This is a genomic window from Solibacillus sp. FSL W7-1324 (assembly GCF_038008025.1).
In the GTDB taxonomy this organism is placed as follows: domain Bacteria; phylum Bacillota; class Bacilli; order Bacillales_A; family Planococcaceae; genus Solibacillus.
On the sequence record NZ_JBBOYH010000001.1, the window covers coordinates 756,319 to 774,526 of the forward strand.

The 18,208-nt window shown below is 38.1% G+C and carries 15 protein-coding genes; 14 read left to right on the top strand and 1 reads right to left on the bottom strand.

The features are described from left to right. Positions 1-2: 2 nt before the first annotated feature. The 11 genes from MKY71_RS03560 (at position 3) to prfB (ending at position 12,228) form a co-directional block, all read left to right on the top strand. Positions 3-1,049, top strand: coding sequence for a nucleotidyltransferase family protein (locus MKY71_RS03560; RefSeq protein ID WP_340731635.1), 1,047 nt, complete (start codon positions 3-5; stop codon positions 1,047-1,049). Beyond that, positions 1,046-1,738 (top strand): acylneuraminate cytidylyltransferase family protein, encoded by a 693-nt coding sequence (locus MKY71_RS03565; RefSeq protein WP_340731636.1) that lies wholly within the window; start codon positions 1,046-1,048, stop codon positions 1,736-1,738. The genes MKY71_RS03560 and MKY71_RS03565 overlap by 4 nt, the downstream gene beginning before the upstream one ends. 189 nt (positions 1,739-1,927) lie before the next feature. Next, positions 1,928-2,317, top strand: a complete 390-nt coding sequence (locus MKY71_RS03570; protein ID WP_340731637.1) for a flagellar protein FlaG — start codon at positions 1,928-1,930, stop codon at positions 2,315-2,317. 27 nt (positions 2,318-2,344) lie between these two features. Continuing rightward, positions 2,345-4,585: a flagellar filament capping protein FliD gene (fliD, locus tag MKY71_RS03575; protein WP_340731638.1), complete on the top strand. Its 2,241-nt coding sequence runs from the start codon at positions 2,345-2,347 to the stop codon at positions 4,583-4,585. Between the two features lie 17 nt (positions 4,586-4,602). After that, complete coding sequence (locus MKY71_RS03580; RefSeq protein ID WP_339197758.1) at positions 4,603-4,962, top strand: flagellar protein FliT; 360 nt, start codon at positions 4,603-4,605, stop codon at positions 4,960-4,962. A gap of 29 nt (positions 4,963-4,991) precedes the next feature. Further along, entirely contained in the window at positions 4,992-5,396 is a 405-nt protein-coding gene (gene fliS, locus MKY71_RS03585; protein WP_340731639.1) for a flagellar export chaperone FliS, read from the top strand. Between the two features lie 633 nt (positions 5,397-6,029). Further along, a complete protein-coding gene (locus tag MKY71_RS03590) occupies positions 6,030-6,572 on the top strand; it encodes a competence protein ComK (RefSeq protein WP_340731640.1) in 543 nt (180 codons plus the stop codon). Between the two features lie 238 nt (positions 6,573-6,810). After that, a complete protein-coding gene (locus MKY71_RS03595) occupies positions 6,811-7,188 on the top strand; it encodes a PilZ domain-containing protein (RefSeq protein WP_339175275.1) in 378 nt (125 codons plus the stop codon). A gap of 159 nt (positions 7,189-7,347) precedes the next feature. Next, positions 7,348-7,905: a ribosome hibernation-promoting factor, HPF/YfiA family gene (gene hpf, locus MKY71_RS03600; RefSeq protein WP_008407321.1), complete on the top strand. Its 558-nt coding sequence runs from the start codon at positions 7,348-7,350 to the stop codon at positions 7,903-7,905. A gap of 304 nt (positions 7,906-8,209) precedes the next feature. Beyond that, positions 8,210-10,720, top strand: a complete 2,511-nt coding sequence (gene secA / locus MKY71_RS03605; RefSeq protein WP_340731641.1) for a preprotein translocase subunit SecA — start codon at positions 8,210-8,212, stop codon at positions 10,718-10,720. 403 nt (positions 10,721-11,123) lie between these two features. Beyond that, a protein-coding gene (gene prfB / locus MKY71_RS03610; RefSeq protein WP_340733610.1) for a peptide chain release factor 2 occupies positions 11,124-12,228 on the top strand; the annotation gives its coding sequence in 2 pieces (ribosomal slippage) (positions 11,124-11,195 and positions 11,197-12,228; 1,104 coding nt in all). A gap of 69 nt (positions 12,229-12,297) precedes the next feature. Here the strand turns inward: prfB and MKY71_RS03615 are convergent. Continuing rightward, positions 12,298-13,629 carry a hypothetical protein gene (locus MKY71_RS03615; RefSeq protein WP_340731642.1) on the bottom strand — a complete coding sequence of 444 codons (1,332 nt, stop codon included), beginning with the start codon at positions 13,627-13,629 and terminating at the stop codon, positions 12,298-12,300. 109 nt (positions 13,630-13,738) lie between these two features. Between MKY71_RS03615 and MKY71_RS03620 the strand changes: the two genes are divergently transcribed. Genes MKY71_RS03620 through MKY71_RS03630 form a run of 3 tightly spaced genes read left to right on the top strand, consistent with a single transcriptional unit; the run spans position 13,739 to position 18,022 of the window. Continuing rightward, complete coding sequence (locus MKY71_RS03620) at positions 13,739-15,262, top strand: AbgT family transporter (protein ID WP_340731643.1); 1,524 nt, start codon at positions 13,739-13,741, stop codon at positions 15,260-15,262. A 19-nt stretch (positions 15,263-15,281) separates the two neighbouring features. Beyond that, positions 15,282-16,559, top strand: coding sequence for an amidohydrolase (locus tag MKY71_RS03625; RefSeq protein WP_340731644.1), 1,278 nt, complete (start codon positions 15,282-15,284; stop codon positions 16,557-16,559). Positions 16,560-16,570: 11 nt separating this feature from the next. Further along, a complete protein-coding gene (locus tag MKY71_RS03630; protein ID WP_340731645.1) occupies positions 16,571-18,022 on the top strand; it encodes a M20 family metallopeptidase in 1,452 nt (483 codons plus the stop codon). Positions 18,023-18,208 lie beyond the last annotated feature (186 nt).

Consider the following 18,208-nt stretch of genomic DNA (forward strand, 5'->3'; position numbering starts at 1 on the left):
AAATGATTAAATGGGAAAATATCGTCGTTCATACCAAACAAACGTTGTTTGAAACAATGAAAATTATTGATGAAACATCATTACAATTTGCGGTTGTTGTAGATGAAGACAATCACTTACTTGGTACAGTCACAGATGGTGATATTCGACGAGGTATTTTACGTGGTGAGGGGCTTGAAGTTCCGATAAATATGATTATGAATCCTAACCCATTTATTGCAAAAAATGGGCTGAAAATGAATACTTACAAGCAATTGATGAAATCTAAAAACCTAAAGCAGTTACCAATAGTGAACGATCAAAATCAAATCGTTGATATTTTATTTATTGACCATTTAGAAACACCTTCAAATAAAAATCAAGTCATTCTAATGCTTGGAGGCTTGGGAAAGAGATTACGCCCGCTAACAAATGACATTCCAAAGCCGATGCTTAAGGTTGGAAATAAGCCGATTGTTGAATCAATTATTGAAGGGTTTAAACAATATGGCTATACAAATTTTATTTTCTCTGTGAATTATAAAAAAGAAGTTATCCAAGATTACTTTCAAAATGGTGAGATAATGGGCATTTCGATTGACTATATTGAAGAAAAAAAACGCATGGGGACAGCCGGTGCATTATCATTACTTGAAAACCGGCCAACAGAGCCGTTTTTTGTGATGAATGGTGATTTACTAACTCAGGTAAACTTTGATCAGTTAATGCAGTTTCACCAAGAGCAAAATGCTGTTGCAACGATGTGTGTGCGAGAATACGAATATCAAGTCCCTTATGGGGTTATTAAAACTGATGGCGTAGAGTTGATATCAATCAAAGAAAAGCCAATCCATCGTAGCTTTGTAAACGCGGGGATTTATGTGTTAAGCCCAGAAGTGTTTGATTACATACCTATAGATACATTTTATGATATGCCATCGCTTTTTGAAGCATTAATTAATCAAGGAAAAAAAACATCAGTTTTCCCAATTCATGAATATTGGTTAGATATTGGGCGTGTTGATGATTTTAACCGTGCAAATGAGCAGTATAAGGAGCTTGTAGAATGAATTCAAAAATTTTAGCAATTATCCCAGCCAGAGGAGGATCTAAAGGTGTACCACGTAAAAATATCCGTGAGCTTGCTGGAAAGCCTTTAATTGCATGGACGATTGAAGAGGCTAAAAAATCCAAGTATATTGACCGCTTAATTTTGTCGACTGAGGATGATGAAATTATTGAAGTAGCAAAACAATACGGATGTGAAGTACCATTTAAAAGACCAATAGAGCTAGCCCAAGATGATACACCTGGAATTGATCCAGTACTACATGCTATTGAGCAATGCCCAGGATATGATTATGTCGTTTTATTGCAGCCAACATCGCCATTAAGAACAGTGGATGATATTGATGGTTGTATTGAACAGCTTTTATCAAGTGATGGTACTAATTTTTGTGTTTCAGTAACCGAGCCAGAGAAATCTCCTTACTGGATGTATACTCTCGAAGATGAAAGAATGGTACCTTTATTACCGAAGGATACGTTAGTAACTAGACGTCAGGACTTGCCAAAAGTTTATGCGCTGAATGGTGCGATTTATGTGGCTAAAACAGAAAAACTGATTGAAGAAAAATCATTTTTATCAAGTAATACATCGGGATATATTATGCCGCAGGAGCGGTCTTTTGATATTGATACTCTTATTGATTTTACTATTTGTGATTTGTTAAAAAAAGAGGTTTATCAAATAGTTTAAGTGTAACTTAACAGACTTATTTTACCGATTTATGGATAATACTTTCTAAAGTAACTCTTATCCTAATACAAAATTAAACTTTGAATTTCAGTATTCCATTCATTTGATTGTGTTAAAACTGAAATTCTCTTTTTTTTGTCCGATATTAAAACTAACAATGCATTTAATGAATTCAAGGAGGATGGAAATATGCGTATTTCAGGAAATGCTAATATCGAAACAACTTTAACGAACAAAGCTAACTTAACAAGTAACGTTATTAAAGAATCACTGGAAAAGCAAGGAAGCGATAATACTGCTACAAAAGAAACAGTTGTAGTAGAGCCAATGATGCAACTAAAAAATGGCGATGAAACGAAGGCAAAAGTCCAAGAGGCTGTTAATAAGATGAATGAGATGCTAGATGTAAATAACAGTACTTCTAAATTTATGTTCCACGAGGGACTGGAGCGCTATTATGTGACGGTTGTGAATCGCGATACGGAAGAAGTTGTGAAGGAAATTCCTCCGAAAAAATTACTGGACGCTTTTTATGAAATGCAAAAAATGCTCGGTATGGTAGTAGACGAAAAAATTTAAGCTGACGGATTAGAGGAGGAAATAACTATGGTAATGCGAATTGGCGGACTAGCATCAGGTATGGATATTGATAGTTTAGTTGAAAAATTAATGCAAGCTGAAAAGGCCCCATTAAATAAACTGGAACAAAAGAAACAAACGTACGAGTGGCAACGTGATGCATACCGTGGCATTAATACGAAGTTGAAAACGTTTGATACGTATATTGCAGATAATTTAGTATTAAAAACGTTAAATTCTAAAACAGCATCTAGCTCAAATGAAAGTTTAGTAAAAGCTACAGCTACAGGGCAAGCTACAGGTACATTGACTATTGATGGAATTTCCCAGCTAGCTACTTCCGCTACTGCTGTTAGTACTCAAAAGCCGATTAATAATTCAATGAAATTAAATGAAGTATTAAATGGACCAGTACCTGCAACAATTGAATTAGGTTCAATTGATACAAGCGGTAAATTAAGTGAACGAGTAGCCATCGAATTAACTGGTGATATGACTGTTGATCAATTTGTAAGTAAAATTAATTCGAGTAATGCAGGAATTACTGCTGTATTTGAAAATGGACAATTTTCAATTACAGCAAAAAATTCTGGTCGTGTAGCTACTGGCGAGTCTGCTATTAGCATGGATGATGCTGCTAAAAATGTGTTTTCTACATTTGGTATAACTGATGCAGAAATCAAGGAAGGGCAAAATGCTCGTTTTATTGTAAATGGTATTGCTACTGAGCGTTCTTCTAATTCGTTTTCTATTAATGGTTACAATGTTACATTAAATTCGACCTTCAACGAACAAACTACTTTTAGTGCATTTGCTAATAATGCTCTAGGTAGTTTAAATACGACCGAAACGCAGTTGAATAATACAATTACAAGTTTAGTTGGAAATCCTGAATATTCAGTGGACTTTAGTGCTGTATCGGCGACCGCTTCACAGACTATGGAAGATATTAAATATGAGATGTTAACAGCAAAAATCAATGAGGTAATTAATTATAAAACAACAGTTTTTGAAGAAAAAAATAATGAATTAAAAAATGCTAAAGTGACATCACTAGGGACTGTGGCTGCACAAAGCTTTTTAAATACATTGACCGAGGAGCAAAAAAATAAGTTTCAATCTAAAGCTTTGACTGAAGCAGAGATTGATGCTCTTGGGCTAACAGAACAACAAAAAACAGACTACAATAGTTTAACTGAACAAGATAAAAGTAGTTTAACTAAAACAGCTGGTTCGGTTTATGATTCTTTAAGCGCAGAAGCAAAAAATGTTCTTGCAACAATGAGCTATGGTTCTGATTTAAATGCGGTTACTTTGCCTGAGGATCAAAAGGAAATTTTAAATAACCTTTCTTCATCGGAGTTAGCAGCCATTCAAAATGTTCATGTAAAGCAGCAGGCAGCGAACATGGCATCAACGGATTTACAAAACTCAACGAAAGATTTAAATGGTTTAAATGCTAAATATACAGGCTATGAAAGAGCTGTTGCGACAGTTTTAACAGCTGGAGGAGCCCCAACTGAGAATAATGTATCTGCTAGCATAACTTTATCTTCTACTACAAACGTTGACGAAATGATGGACAAAATTAAAGAATTCGTCGCAACATACAATGGTTTAATAAAAGATTTAAACGACCAAACTAAAGAAACGAAATACCGTGATTATGCACCACTTACAGCTGAGCAACGGAAAGAAATGGAAGAGAGTGAAATCAAGCTTTGGGAAGAGAAAGCGAAGAGTGGTTTACTTCGAAATGATTCAATCATTCGTGACGGACTATCAAATATGCGCGCACTCATTTATCAGACGAATCCAGGGTTAGAAGGTACTAAATTCAACACATTATTTAATGTGGGAATTACGACATCTAAAAGTTATAATGACGGTGGTACGCTTGAAATTGATGAAGCGAAGTTGAGAAAAGCATTAGAAGAAGACCCAGATGCAGTGGAGCGCCTATTAAAAAATAGTGAAGGGCAAAAATCTGATCCTGCTTATGGTGGTACAGATACACGTGGCTATCTTGCCAAGCTTCGTGACTCAATGAAATCATTAGAAGTTAACATCGAGAAAAGAGCTGGTCGTTCAACAATGACCGATGCCCAATATACAATCGGTAAAAATTTAATCGATAATAGTAAACGTATTGATACATGGCAAGAAAAACTTAAAATGATTGAAGCCCGTTACTGGAAGCAGTTTACTGCAATGGAGACAGCAATCAATAAAGCGAATCAACAGTCTTCTATGTTCATGCAAGGATAATAGTTGGAGATGAGTTTATGGAAAATATACAGCAGTTACTGCAAATCTCAGCAAAACTTTACCAACATTTGGTAGTCCTTCCGGAGGGGGAACAGAGAGATGCTTATATCGATAAAACGAATGACTTATTAGATGAGCGGGGTATTATCATTGAAAAGATGCAACGTGATGGTTTTCAAGTTGATATGCAACAGAAATCCCATGCCATGCTAGTTGAGTTAGATAAAGGAATTCGCGAGCGTTTAAATAGTAATATGAAAGTAATTAAGAACGATTTAAAAGATCTGCAATATTCGAAAAAAAATGAGCAACAATATATGAATCCGTATGCAAATGTTCAAGTCATGGACGGTCGCTATTATGATAAAAAGAAGTAATACTAACAGCAATAAAAGGAGTGTCAACATTGACAACACAAACAAATGCTTTCAACGCATACAAACAAAACAGTGTGACAACTGCTTCCCCTGGGGAACTAACGCTAATGTTATATAACGGGTGCTTAAAGTTTTTGAATAAAGCGAAGCAGTCTATTACCGATAAAAATATAGAAGAGCGCAACCATTATATCCAGAGATCACAAGCAATTATTGGAGAATTAATGTCTACACTTAATATGGATATCGAAATTTCAAAACAAATGTTACCGCTATATGAATATATGAATCGTCGTCTTACGGAAGCAAACATCAAAAACGACCCTTCAATCATCACAGAAGTCGAAGGCCTGGTAACAGAATTCCGTGACACATGGAAAGAAGTTATCAAAATTACTCGCCAGCAGCAATACGGTACAGCTGGACAAGTATAAAATATAAATACAGAAGCCGATGTGAGGAGTTTTTAATCTCCCCACATCGGCTTTTTATCTATAACTTTTCTCTCAAATTTCGACTTCTTTATTTATAAAATTTAAAATAGTCAAAATAGTATTGATTATATTGTACTATTTTGTATAATGTAAATAATTAGCAAATTATGATTGGTAACATATGGTTTAGTTTAACTATCCATAACTAATGTACCTACATTAATCTAAAAACATCCTACGATCATCAGCATCAATAAATTAATATTCGCCTTTTGCTAAATAGAAAACGGTAATATTAAACCCCTGGATGCCACTATACCCCATGATTCCAAAACTTTTATCCGTTTTCTAAATACATAATATTCAGTTAATCATCTATTTCAACTTTGTTCCGTTTCGATATTGTTTTTGGCTGGCAAATTCTATTACTTTTATTCATCGAAGAAAGCGGTTACCAGATTAAGCTGACCGTAAAGGGGGTGAGTGAGTATGTGAAATGGCAAAATAAAAAACCCCAAGTGAAGATTCTCCATAGACATCACCTGAGGTTTGGACGCCGGAGTATACCGACATATTATAAGTATACTCCTTTTTACTGAAAATGATAACTATAAATTGGAAGGAGTATGGAAAATGTATAGAAATTCCTTGTATGATGCCTGTGTATTAAAGCCTGAATTTGATCAGCTTAATAATCTTTATACGCTTATTATCACTCCGTCGGGTTATAAAAAGGTTCCATTCACACCGATGCAATTGCTGGATGGGGAGCTGAAGCAACATGGTTCGAGCTTAAAGGGTGCTAAGGAGGCGGCAAAAGCGGTCCTGAACTCCAATTCTATAAACCCGCTCATGATTCCGAGATTTCCGTTAGTTCAAATTTGGTTTCCGACAGAGGCTATGCGCAATGTGGAGCATTGTATGTATTTTGCATTGCAGCACGTCCATGATATTGAACCATATATGGAAAATCACTCGATCGTCGTTTTAACACATAATGAGAGAGTTAAAGTGCCTGTGTCGTACAGCAGACTGAATAAACAGTGGACTAAAGCAAAATGCTATTATGCGACGGCCTTACTAAAACAATTTTACAGTGGTCATCAATATTCCAAAGCCGAGCAGCAAATAATGTTAAAATGTGCAGAACTAAATGAACAATATGTAATCAATTAATAAGCATAGAGTTTTACGCAACGGAGCATCCCAATGTGTGAAACTCTTTTTGTTTCTCAATTTTTTATCGATAGCACAATCCTTTATTGCAAATGGAAAAAATTCTGGTTCCTTGGTCATGAGTTTGAAGTCACAAATTCTCCTTAAAATAGCAATTAAGCACATAGACATTTAATCGTATATTACATCATAATGTGGGTATATAAATTGTAGCAATGAATGGCTAGGGGGAACGGTTATGGCGTTTAAACGCACAGAAGGATTTCGCTTTACATTTGGTGTCCCAATCGAAGCAAATTTTACTGAATTGATCAATGGAAAACAGGAACAATTAGAGGTGATAAAATACCCTTGTGAAATCATCGATGTGAGCCCGCACGGAATGAAAATGTTTTCTTCTCGGGAAATTGGTGAAAATAATAATAACCTGGTGCAGTTGGAATTGGAATTCATTTTAGACGAAGTATTGATTAAGGCCATTGGAGACATCGTATGGAAGAAGAAGTACGGCGATAAGTTTCAATATGGTTTGATCTTCGAAAATCAGCCAGGTATTGAAGAATTAATCGTCAGTGAATTAAAAGTTCGTCGGAAAAAAGAAGTCGGACGTAAGTAATTTGGTTGGTTACCATTGATTCCATATAACGATACGGTGTCTTTCTTATCAATCTGTAGGACAACTTGTCGAAAAATGAAAAAAGTTTCAAGTCGTAACAGGATTTTATTGATGAATGTAGAATAGATAATTAAGAGCAGTAATGAAGGAGGAGTTCACATGCTAAAGTTTAACATTCGTGGTGAAAATATTGAGGTAACTCCAGCGATTCGAGATTACGTTGAGAACAAAATTGAAAAGGTAGAACGCTATTTCAATGAAGATCTTAACGCGAACGCTAACGTCAATTTGAAGGTTTATAATGATAAACAAACAAAAGTAGAAGTGACGATTCCGATGAAAAATTTAACGCTGCGTGCCGAAGAGCGTCATAACGACATGTATGCTGCAGTTGACTTAATTGTCGACAAGCTTGAGCGTCAAATCCGTAAACATAAAACAAAAGTAAACCGTAAATTCCGTGATCGTGAAGGGACAGGTGTCTACTTCGCCAATGTGACATCTCAAATGGAAGCGAACGCTGAATCTTCAGAGGATGAATATACAATCGTTCGTACGAAGCAATTTGATTTAAAACCGATGGATCAGGAAGAAGCCGTTTTACAAATGAACATGTTAGGCCATGATTTCTATATCTTCACGGATGCAGAAACAGACGGCACAAACATCGTCTACAAACGTAAAGACGGAAAATACGGTTTAATCGAAACGAACTAAATGATTGACTTCCAAGCGGATTGCCTGAAATAGGCAGTCCGTTTTTTCAGGTAGTGAAAACTTTGCAACAAACTGGCTAATAAAAATATAAAGTGGCTATTAAGTACTTCCGAATGGCAATTATCGTTGTTAAAGTGGCTAATATCTACGAAAAAGTGGCTAATAAAATATTTCATATCTCGTTGAGTTTCTTTCTTGTGAAAATTTGGATAAGTATTACCAATTGCGTCAGTCCATTTGCACCACCGGCATATATAATGCTAAAATATACTTTGAGACTATTTATTGGGAAGTGACCAATTCGATGGCAAACATATTAAATAAATTATTTGATTTCAATAAAAAAGAAGTAAAGCGTTTAGAAAAGATTGCAGATAAAGTAGAAGCATTGGCAGGGCAGTTTGAAAACCTCTCTGATGATGCATTAAAAGCGAAAACAGAAGAATTTAAAAACCGTTATCAAAATGGCGAAACAGTGGATGCTTTGTTGCCTGAAGCATTTGCGACAATTCGTGAAGCGTCTCGCCGTGTTCTTGGCATGTTCCCGTTCCGTGTGCAGATTATGGGGGCCGCTGCATTAAATGAAGGTAATATCGCGGAGATGAAAACCGGTGAAGGTAAAACTTTAACGTCGACAATGTCCGTTTATTTAAATGCGCTTACTGGTAAAGGTGTTCATGTCGTAACGGTCAATGAATATTTAGCAAGCCGTGACGCGACTGAAATGGGAGAGTTATATAATTGGCTGGGCTTAACGGTCGGTCTGAACTTGAACAGTCTTTCAAAAGAGCAAAAGCGTGAAGCATATGCTGCGGATATTACATATTCGACGAACAATGAACTTGGATTTGACTATTTACGTGACAACATGGTGCTTTACAAAGAAGACCGCGTTCAGCGTCCGCTTTACTATGCAGTAATCGATGAGGTTGACTCGATTTTAATCGATGAAGCGCGTACACCGTTAATCATTTCCGGACAAGCAGGGAAATCTGCTCAGCTATATGTACAGTCAAATGCTTTTGCCCGTATGTTGAAGCAGGATGAAGATTACAACTATGAAGAATCAACAAAAGGTGTAACATTAACAGAGCAAGGGATCGAAAAGGCGGAGCGTGCGTTTGGCATCGATAACTTATTCGATTTAACACATGTCCGTTTAAACCATGCGATCAACCAAAGCTTAAAAGCACATGCATCGATGCATAAAGATGTCGACTATGTTGTGCAGGATGGGGAAGTTGTAATCGTTGATGGCTTTACTGGACGTTTAATGAAAGGCCGCCGCTATTCGGATGGTTTACACCAGGCGATTGAAGCGAAGGAAGGTCTTGAGATTCAAAATGAATCGATGACAATGGCGACCGTTACATTCCAAAACTATTTCCGTATGTACGAGAAACTGTCGGGTATGACAGGTACAGCGAAAACAGAGGAAGAGGAATTCCGCAACATCTACAATATGCAGGTTGTAGCGATTCCTACGAACAAACCGATTGCGCGTGATGACCGCCCTGATCTTATTTTCGCAACGATGGAAGGCAAGTTCAAAGCGGTTGCGGAAGATATTGCAGAGCGTCACCGTAATGGTCAGCCAGTACTAGTTGGTACGGTTGCGATCGAAACATCGGAAATCATTTCAAAGTATTTATCGAAATTTAAAATTCCACATAACGTCCTAAATGCGAAAAACCATGAGCGTGAAGCGGAAATTATTTTAAATGCCGGCCAAAAAGGTGCAGTTACAATTGCAACAAACATGGCAGGTCGTGGTACGGACATTAAACCTGGTGAAGGTGTACTTGAAATCGGCGGTCTAGCGGTAATCGGTACAGAGCGTCATGAATCACGCCGTATCGATAATCAGCTTCGTGGTCGTTCTGGTCGTCAAGGGAACCCTGGGGTAACGCAATTCTATCTTTCTTTAGAAGATGAACTAATGCGTCGCTTCGGCTCAGATAAAATGAAGTCGATGATGACAAGACTTGGTATGGACGATACACAGCCAATCCAATCAGGGATGGTTTCAAAAGCAGTAGAATCAGCACAAAAACGTGTTGAAGGTAATAACTTCGATGCACGTAAACGTTTATTACAATACGATGATGTACTTCGTCAGCAACGTGAAGTTATTTACAAAGAGCGTGAAGAAGTATTGGATTCTGAAAATATGCGTGCATTAGTAGAGTCGATGATTTCTCAAGCGATCGAAAATCAAGTTGCCCTTCATACACAAGGCGAGAAGGAAAACTGGACACTTGATGCACTGGAAGATTATATTGCCGCAAATCTTTTAGATGAAGGCGTTATTACAAAAGAGCAGCTTGAAAATAAATCACCGGAAGAAATGATCGCGTTCATCTCTGAAAAAGTGACAGCGGCTTATGATGAAAAAGAAGAAGCGATGACACCAGAACGTATGCGTGAATTTGAAAAGGTTATTTTACTGCGTTCAATCGACTCGAAATGGATCGACCATATCGATGCAATGGACCAGTTACGTCAAGGTATTCACCTACGAGCTTACGGTCAGAACGATCCATTACGCGAATACCAGCAAGAAGGTTTCGCAATGTTCGAAGAAATGGTCGCAGCGGTTCGTGAAGATGTGGCGAAGTACGCATTAAAAGCGGAAATCCGCAGCAACCTGCAACGTGAAGAAGTAGCAAAAGGCCAAGCTGTCAACCCGAAAGAAGAAGGCGCAGCCAAACCAAAAAAACTACCAACACGCAAAGCCGAAAACATCGGACGCAACGACCCATGCCCATGCGGCAGCGGCAAGAAATACAAATCATGCCACGGCGTAGGCCAATAAAAGCAAGTAAACCGAGGTCATTGAAACTATGCTCAATGACCCGGTTTGTTTTTTCATAAAGGTTGAAATGCGTTTAGATTACCCGCCAAATAACTTAGCCAAAAGTATTTGTTTATTTTATTCAAGCGCCACAACTGTGAGCAAAATAAATTACAATGAAGTAAATTTATTAGTAATGAAACTTAGTTGATTGTAGTGGAGGGCGATGAGTGCAGCTGTCGGCTACGCCTTTCGCTGCAGAGCGAAGCGGATTCGAAGTAGTAACTCAAAGCTTCCTGCGGGAACAGCACGACGCTCGAGACTACAGGCTCGAGCCGTGCCCGCGGAAAGCATTCGCCCGCAACGGAAATCAACGGCATAAGCAGCCCAAACTTTATCACCCAACTACGGAGGAAAATATATGATGGAATTAGCAGATGTGCGTAATGCACTCGAAAATACAGCTACAAAACTAGCGGACTTCAGGGGGTCTCTTTGACTTAGAAAACAAAGAGGCACGTATCCAGGAACTAGATGAACTGATGCTTGAACCCGAATTCTGGAATGACCAGAACGGTGCACAGGCAATTATTAACGAAAGCAACGGCATTAAAGCAGTTGTCAACGAATACAAAGAATTAGTCGACATACAAGAAAACCTTGAAATGACGCTAGAGCTTTTACGCGAAGAACCCGACGCAGAATTACAGGAAGAACTAGGCAATGAACTAGTCGAATTCCAATCAAAAATGGAAGATTTCGAACTGCAAATGCTTTTATCCGAACCATACGATAAAAACAATGCCATTCTGGAACTGCACCCAGGTGCTGGTGGTACAGAGTCACAGGACTGGGGCTCAATGCTATTGCGTATGTACACACGCTGGGCAGAGAAGCGCGGCTTTAAAGTGACGACAATCGACTATTTGCCTGGTGATGAGGCCGGCATCAAATCCGTTACACTGCAAATTTCTGGCCATAATGCATACGGCTATTTAAAAGCGGAAAAAGGCGTACACCGTCTAGTACGTATTTCACCATTCGATTCATCAGGCCGCCGTCATACATCGTTCGTTTCATGTGATGTGATGCCGGAGTTCAATGACGAAATCGAAATCGATGTTCGAACAGAAGATCTAAAAGTCGATACGTACCGCGCAACTGGTGCCGGTGGTCAGCATATTAACACGACTGACTCGGCTGTACGTATTACCCATCTTCCAACAGGTGTCGTTGTACAATGTCAGTCTGAACGTTCGCAAATTAAAAACCGTGATGCAGCAATGAAAATGTTAAAATCGAAGCTGTATCAGCTGGAAATCGAAAAGCAGCAGGCACAGCTGGATGAAATTCGTGGAGAGCAGAAGGAAATCGGCTGGGGCTCGCAAATTCGTTCATATGTGTTCCATCCGTATTCAATGGTTAAAGATCACCGTACAAGTGCTGAAACAGGGAATGTTGGCGCTGTAATGGATGGCGATCTCGATATTTTCATTACGGCTTATTTACGTTCGCAAATTTCATATTAATTTTTAAGAAGCCCCGGACAACAATTCATTTTGTTGTCCGGGGCTTCTTTTTGTTATGGGGTCTTATGTCTAACTTTTGTTATCAATTTCATCAAGATGAAGATGAAACAGATTTTTAGGACGCCCTTTTCCTGTTGGTGTCGCTAAGGTTTCGATAATTGTAGCATAGGAATATTCGGTTAATTTTTTTAATAGCCGATTACCTGTTCGAGTCGATACCGATAAATGAAGGCTTACTTCTTCTGCTGTAAATTTATCTTTATCACATGACCTCATCATGTCATATAATTTTTCAAGCTGAAAAATGGATATGTTTGTTTTTTTAGCAATTTCCTCAAGGAAACTATGTGCTTGTTCCGCAATAGTGGATATATTGGTGCCGTCGAGTGGGCCGAGTAATTTATCTTCCTTATTGATCCGGTAACTTTCTGTAAATGGCTTCTGACAATAACTCGAAGCTTTTTCCGCTTGTGATTGAGCTATTGTTAATGTCTTGCCGATTCCCCACCCGATTTTCACTTTAAAGGGCAGCTGTTCACGTAAAAAAGTGGCTAAGGAACACTTTGTCTCATCACTTGTTATGCGTATGTAATCCGAATAGTTCGTAATAATTTCATTATGAAGTGATGAACGGTATATCAGAAGGGAATAGCCGAACTTACGGTTAAAATCTAAAATCGCTTTATAAAGTGCAACTTGGCGGTACTCATTTTCTGAAAAATCGTTCTCCGCAAAAGAAAACTCCAAATGTCCACAGACAACTTGGCTTTTCTTTAAGCTATATACTTCTATTTCTTTTAACAGTTTTTGTACAGCAGCCTCCATACTTTTCAACGAAGGTGTTACCAAAATGGGTTTAACGTCAACATGTGAGAAATACATATACAAATTGGTTAAACGGGTAAAACAAAATTTCACTTTTCCTTCATCCAACAAATCCAAATGACGTTTAGCTACGAGCTCATATGCATTCGGTTCTCCGAAAACTTGAATGGATTCACTCAAAATATAAGGAAATTCATCTTCAGGCAACCATTCCTTTAAGCTTAAATAATTATTTTCCTCGTATAAAAAGTCAATTAACGCATCTGTAAAACGGAACCCCGGATTTTCATATTGAATTTTTGTAAGAGTAAAATATAAATCGCGCTCCGTAATATCGATAAACTGAGAGGGCATTGCCGCAAATTCTGTCGGGCAATTTTTCTTTATATGCAAATAAGGAATTTGCCCACTAAATAATACAGCCGGATATTTTGAATGATTTTCTCTGAAAACCTCAGTCAAATGCTGTAAATCCGTGTAAAAAATAACGTCGAATTCTACATTATCAATTTCGAGTTGTTGAATATTTTGTAACCAAGTGTAAGAATATTTTGTTGAAAAAACGCAGATTTTCAACTTAAGTCCTCCTTTTTTCTAAAAAAAGTATTGTCATATTTATCAGTTTATTATAACCTTTTATTTATAGACATTGAAATTAATTGTCTTTAAATAAGGAGGCGAACCGATGGAACAAGTAGAAACTAAAAATAATGGGGCATTTAACAGATTTTTAAATATGATTGAAAAGGTAGGTAATAAGTTACCGCATCCTTTTATGCTCTTCTTTTACTTAACACTAATTTTGATTGCATTCTCATTTGTGTTAGGAACGATGCAAGCAGCTGTTGTGCATCCTACTTCTGGAGAAGAAGTTGTTGTAAAAAATCTTCTTTCTAAAGAAGGGATACGTTATATACTAACTAATACTTTAACAAACTTTACTGGTTTTGCACCATTAGGTTTAGTATTAGCAATGATGTTAGGGATAGGGCTTTCTGAAAAGGTCGGTCTGTTTTCTGCTGTAATGACAAAAGCGATTTCCAAGACACCAAAACGTATCGTATCGTTTATGGTTGTATTTATCGGAATTTTAGGAAATATTGCATCCGATGCAGCGTTTGTAGTCATTCCACCATTAGCAGCACTTGTGTTTCTAACTTTAGGTCGTCATCCATTAGCTGGTTTAGCGGCTGGTCTTGCTGGGGCAGGGATAGGATTTACTGCCAATATTTTAGTGGCAGGAACAGATGCATTGCTTTCCGGTATTACTACTGAAGTTGTCAAAGGACTGGATGATACGTTAATTGTGTCACCATTGGATAACTGGTTCTTCATGATTGCTTCTACGTTTTTACTAGCTTTTTTAGGGGCGATTATTACAGATAAAATAGTAGAGCCGCGTCTCGGCAACTATAAAGGCGATCAGCTTGCTAAGAGTACAGACATTTCAGCGCTTGAAGCAAAAGGATTACGAAATGCCGGTATCGCAGCGCTATTATACATTGCATTTATTGTTGGATTAATCTTAATTCCAAACTCACCGTTATTAAACGATGACGGAACGATTTTACGTTCACCGTTTTTATCAGGGATTGTTCCGATTATTTTACTATTCTTTGTTTTTGTCGGAATCACTTTCGGGGTAACGACGGGGAAGATCAAAAAATCGGCCGATGTACCGAACATTATGGCAGAAGCGATTAAAGATTTGTCGGGTTACATAGTTTTAATTTTCATGATCGGACAATTTATCGGGTATTTTAACTGGACGAATATTGCGACATGGACAGCCGTACATTTAGCAGATTTCTTAACAATGATTAACTTAACTAATATTTTTGCGATTATCTTATTCGTATTATTAGTTGCTGTGTTGAGTTTATTTATTATTAGCGGTTCAGCTTTATGGTCGTTAGTGGCACCAATTTTTGTACCTACCTTCTTAGTATTAGGGTACCATCCCGCTTTCGTACAATTAGCGTATCGGGTTGGGGAATCTTCTACGAACATGGTAACACCGTTAAATACCTACTTTGCCATCATTTTAGGTTTTATGCAGGTATACAATAAGAAGGCGGGCATTGGTACGTTAATGTCCTTAATGATTCCATACACAATCATTTTCTTGATTTTCTGGATTATATTAATGTTAATTTTCGTAATTTTCAATATTCCGATTGGTCCAGGAATTTACTACAAATTAAATTAAATAGAAATGGGGGAGTCACATGATCGAATTACCCGATTCTTATTTACAACAACTTATTAGCTGGCGTAGACAGTTTCATCAATATCCTGAGCCAGGTTGGTTAGAATTTTTTACGACGAGTAAAATTGCGGATTTACTACAAGAATGGGACTACAAAATATATGTCGGCAAAGAGCTGAATGCGTCAGAACGGATGGGGCTTCCTTCCGGTACGATGATTGAACAATTTTACACTGCAGCAAAAAATGCCGGGGCTAATGAAAAATGGCTTTCGAAAATGGAAGGCGGCTATACTGGAGTAATGGCTGTGTTAGAAACAGGGAAGCCAGGCCCAACCGTATGTTTCCGTGTTGATATTGATGCATTACCTATTTTCGAATCTACAGAAGTAGCACATTTGCCCAACCGTTTAGCATTCAGGTCACAAAATGATGGCTTTATGCATGCATGTGGTCACGATAGTCATATAGCAATTGGGTTAGGATTAGCGGAACAAATAATGCAACATAAAGATCAGTTGACGGGCACGATTAAACTAATTTTCCAACCTGCTGAAGAAGGTGTGCGTGGGGCGGCCTCAATCGTTCAATCACCTTTGTTAGATGACATAGACTATTTCTTTGCACTTCATATTGGTACAGGGGTAGAAGCTGGAAAGTTTATTGCAGGTTCGGCAGGCTTTTTGGCTACATCCAAATTTGACGCAACGATTACAGGTGTAGCTGCACATGCAGGAGGAGTTCCTGAAGAAGGGAAAAATGCGTTGTTAGCATCGGCCCAAGCAACAATTGCATTGCATAGTTTGCCGCCTCATAGTAAGGGAAGTCATCGAATCAATGTCGGAACTTTACATGCAGGTCAAGGACGCAATGTCATAGCTTCTACTGCACAGCTGCAGCTTGAAGTCCGTGGTGAAACAACAGAGATTAATGCGTTTTATGAAAATGCAGTCAAGGAAATCTTTGCTGGTATTGAAATGATGTACGGGGTTCAAGTGGAGTTGAAAAAAGTTGGACAAGCAATAAGCGTTCCTTCAAGTAAAGCGCTTAGTGCGATTTTGGCGGAGGTAGCAGGCAGTTTACAGATTCCGTATGAAGAATACAGTAACTTTAATGCAGGCTCCGAAGATGCAACATTTTTTATGGATCGTATTCAGAAATATGGGGGCTTAGCAACCTACTCAATCATCGGGACAGAACTTGCGGCTGGCCATCATCATGAAAAATTTGATATTCGGGAAGAAGATATGCTTACGGCAATAAAAATATGGCTTAATACATTATTAAAGCTGCAATAGGAGATGACACCATGAATAGTCTCATCAATGAAAATTTAATCGAACAACTAATTACACAATATGAGGAGCAAATTCTAGCATTATCAAATTCAATTTGGGATATTGCCGAAACACGTTTTGAGGAACAGAAGTCAGTTGAACTGCTGACAACTTTTTTACGTCAGCATGGTTTTCAAGTAACTGAAAATATCGCCGGCATGGATACAGCATTTGTTGCTACATTCGGAACCGAGGGACCTGTAATTGGTATTTTAGGTGAATATGATGCGCTCCCGGGACTGAGCCAAGTACCACACAGTGCAACGCGCCAAGCCGTTATCGATGGCGGGAATGGACATGGTTGTGGACATAACTTATTAGGTACAGCAGGCATTGGGGCAGTACTAGCATTAAAAGACTTAATTGAACAAGGCGAACTTCAAGGGCAAATCCGGTATTATGGCTGCCCTGCTGAAGAAGGGGGATCCGGTAAAACATTTATGGTCCGTGAAGGTGTATTCAATGATGTGGATATTGCCCTTACATGGCACCCCAATTCATTTGCGAGTGTCTTTAGTTATTCTTCTCTTGCAAACTATCAAGTATATTTTGAGTTTGAAGGCATCGCTAGTCATGCGGCCAACTCGCCTGAATTAGGGCGCAGTGCACTTGATGCGGTAGAATTAATGAATGTTGGCGTAAACTATTTACGTGAGCATGTTCCTTCGAATGTTCGCATGCATTATGCTGTAACCAATACTGGAGGACTTTCACCGAATGTTGTGCAGGCTAATGCGGAAGTATTGTACCTCATTCGTGGAAAAGACATTCAGCAAGTAGACGATGTTTATAAACGTGTCATAAAAATTGCGGAAGGTGCGGCTTTAATGACAGAGACTAAACTAACAGTGAAGTTTGATAAAGCTTGCTCTAACTATATTCCGAATGATCCATTGAACCGTTTACTATATAAAAATTTACAACAAATAGGTTTGCCGGAATATAGTAACGATGAATGGAACTACGCTAAACAAATGGTCAATACGCTACAGCCAAATGAAATATCGGCAGCAAAAACTGAAGTCACTACATTAGCTGGATCTCAATCGATGGATTTTGATAAAGCCTATTCAGATGGTGTATTTTTAAATGAAATTGTTCCATATGAAGTATCTAACTATACAATGGCCGGTTCTACTGATGTTGCAGATGTGAGCTGGGTCGTTCCAACTGGACAATTCTTTGCACCGTGCTTTGTATTTGGTACGCCATTACATACATGGCAGCTTGTATCGCAGGGCAAAACGTCAATTGCGCATAAAGGACTTTTATATGCAGCGAAAGTGCTCGCTTCAACAGCTGTTGATTTACTGTCCAATCCGGAACTGATTGAAGAGGCGAAACGCGAGTTTTTAGCTGAAACAAAAGGTTCGTATGTTAATCCGATTCCGGCATCGATTCTTCCAAACGCACATAATAAATAAGGTTTGTTGTAAGTTTATAACAACTCTCTAAAACACAGACTTGCTATTAGAAAATTAAAAGCCGTGCCTTAGTAAATGCTAAGGCACGGTTTTTTAGTGAAATTTAAGCTGAGTAACAATTTTCCTCTTGTCAGATTTCATGAAATATGTGAAAATACATATACGAACAAACGTTCTTATTAATTG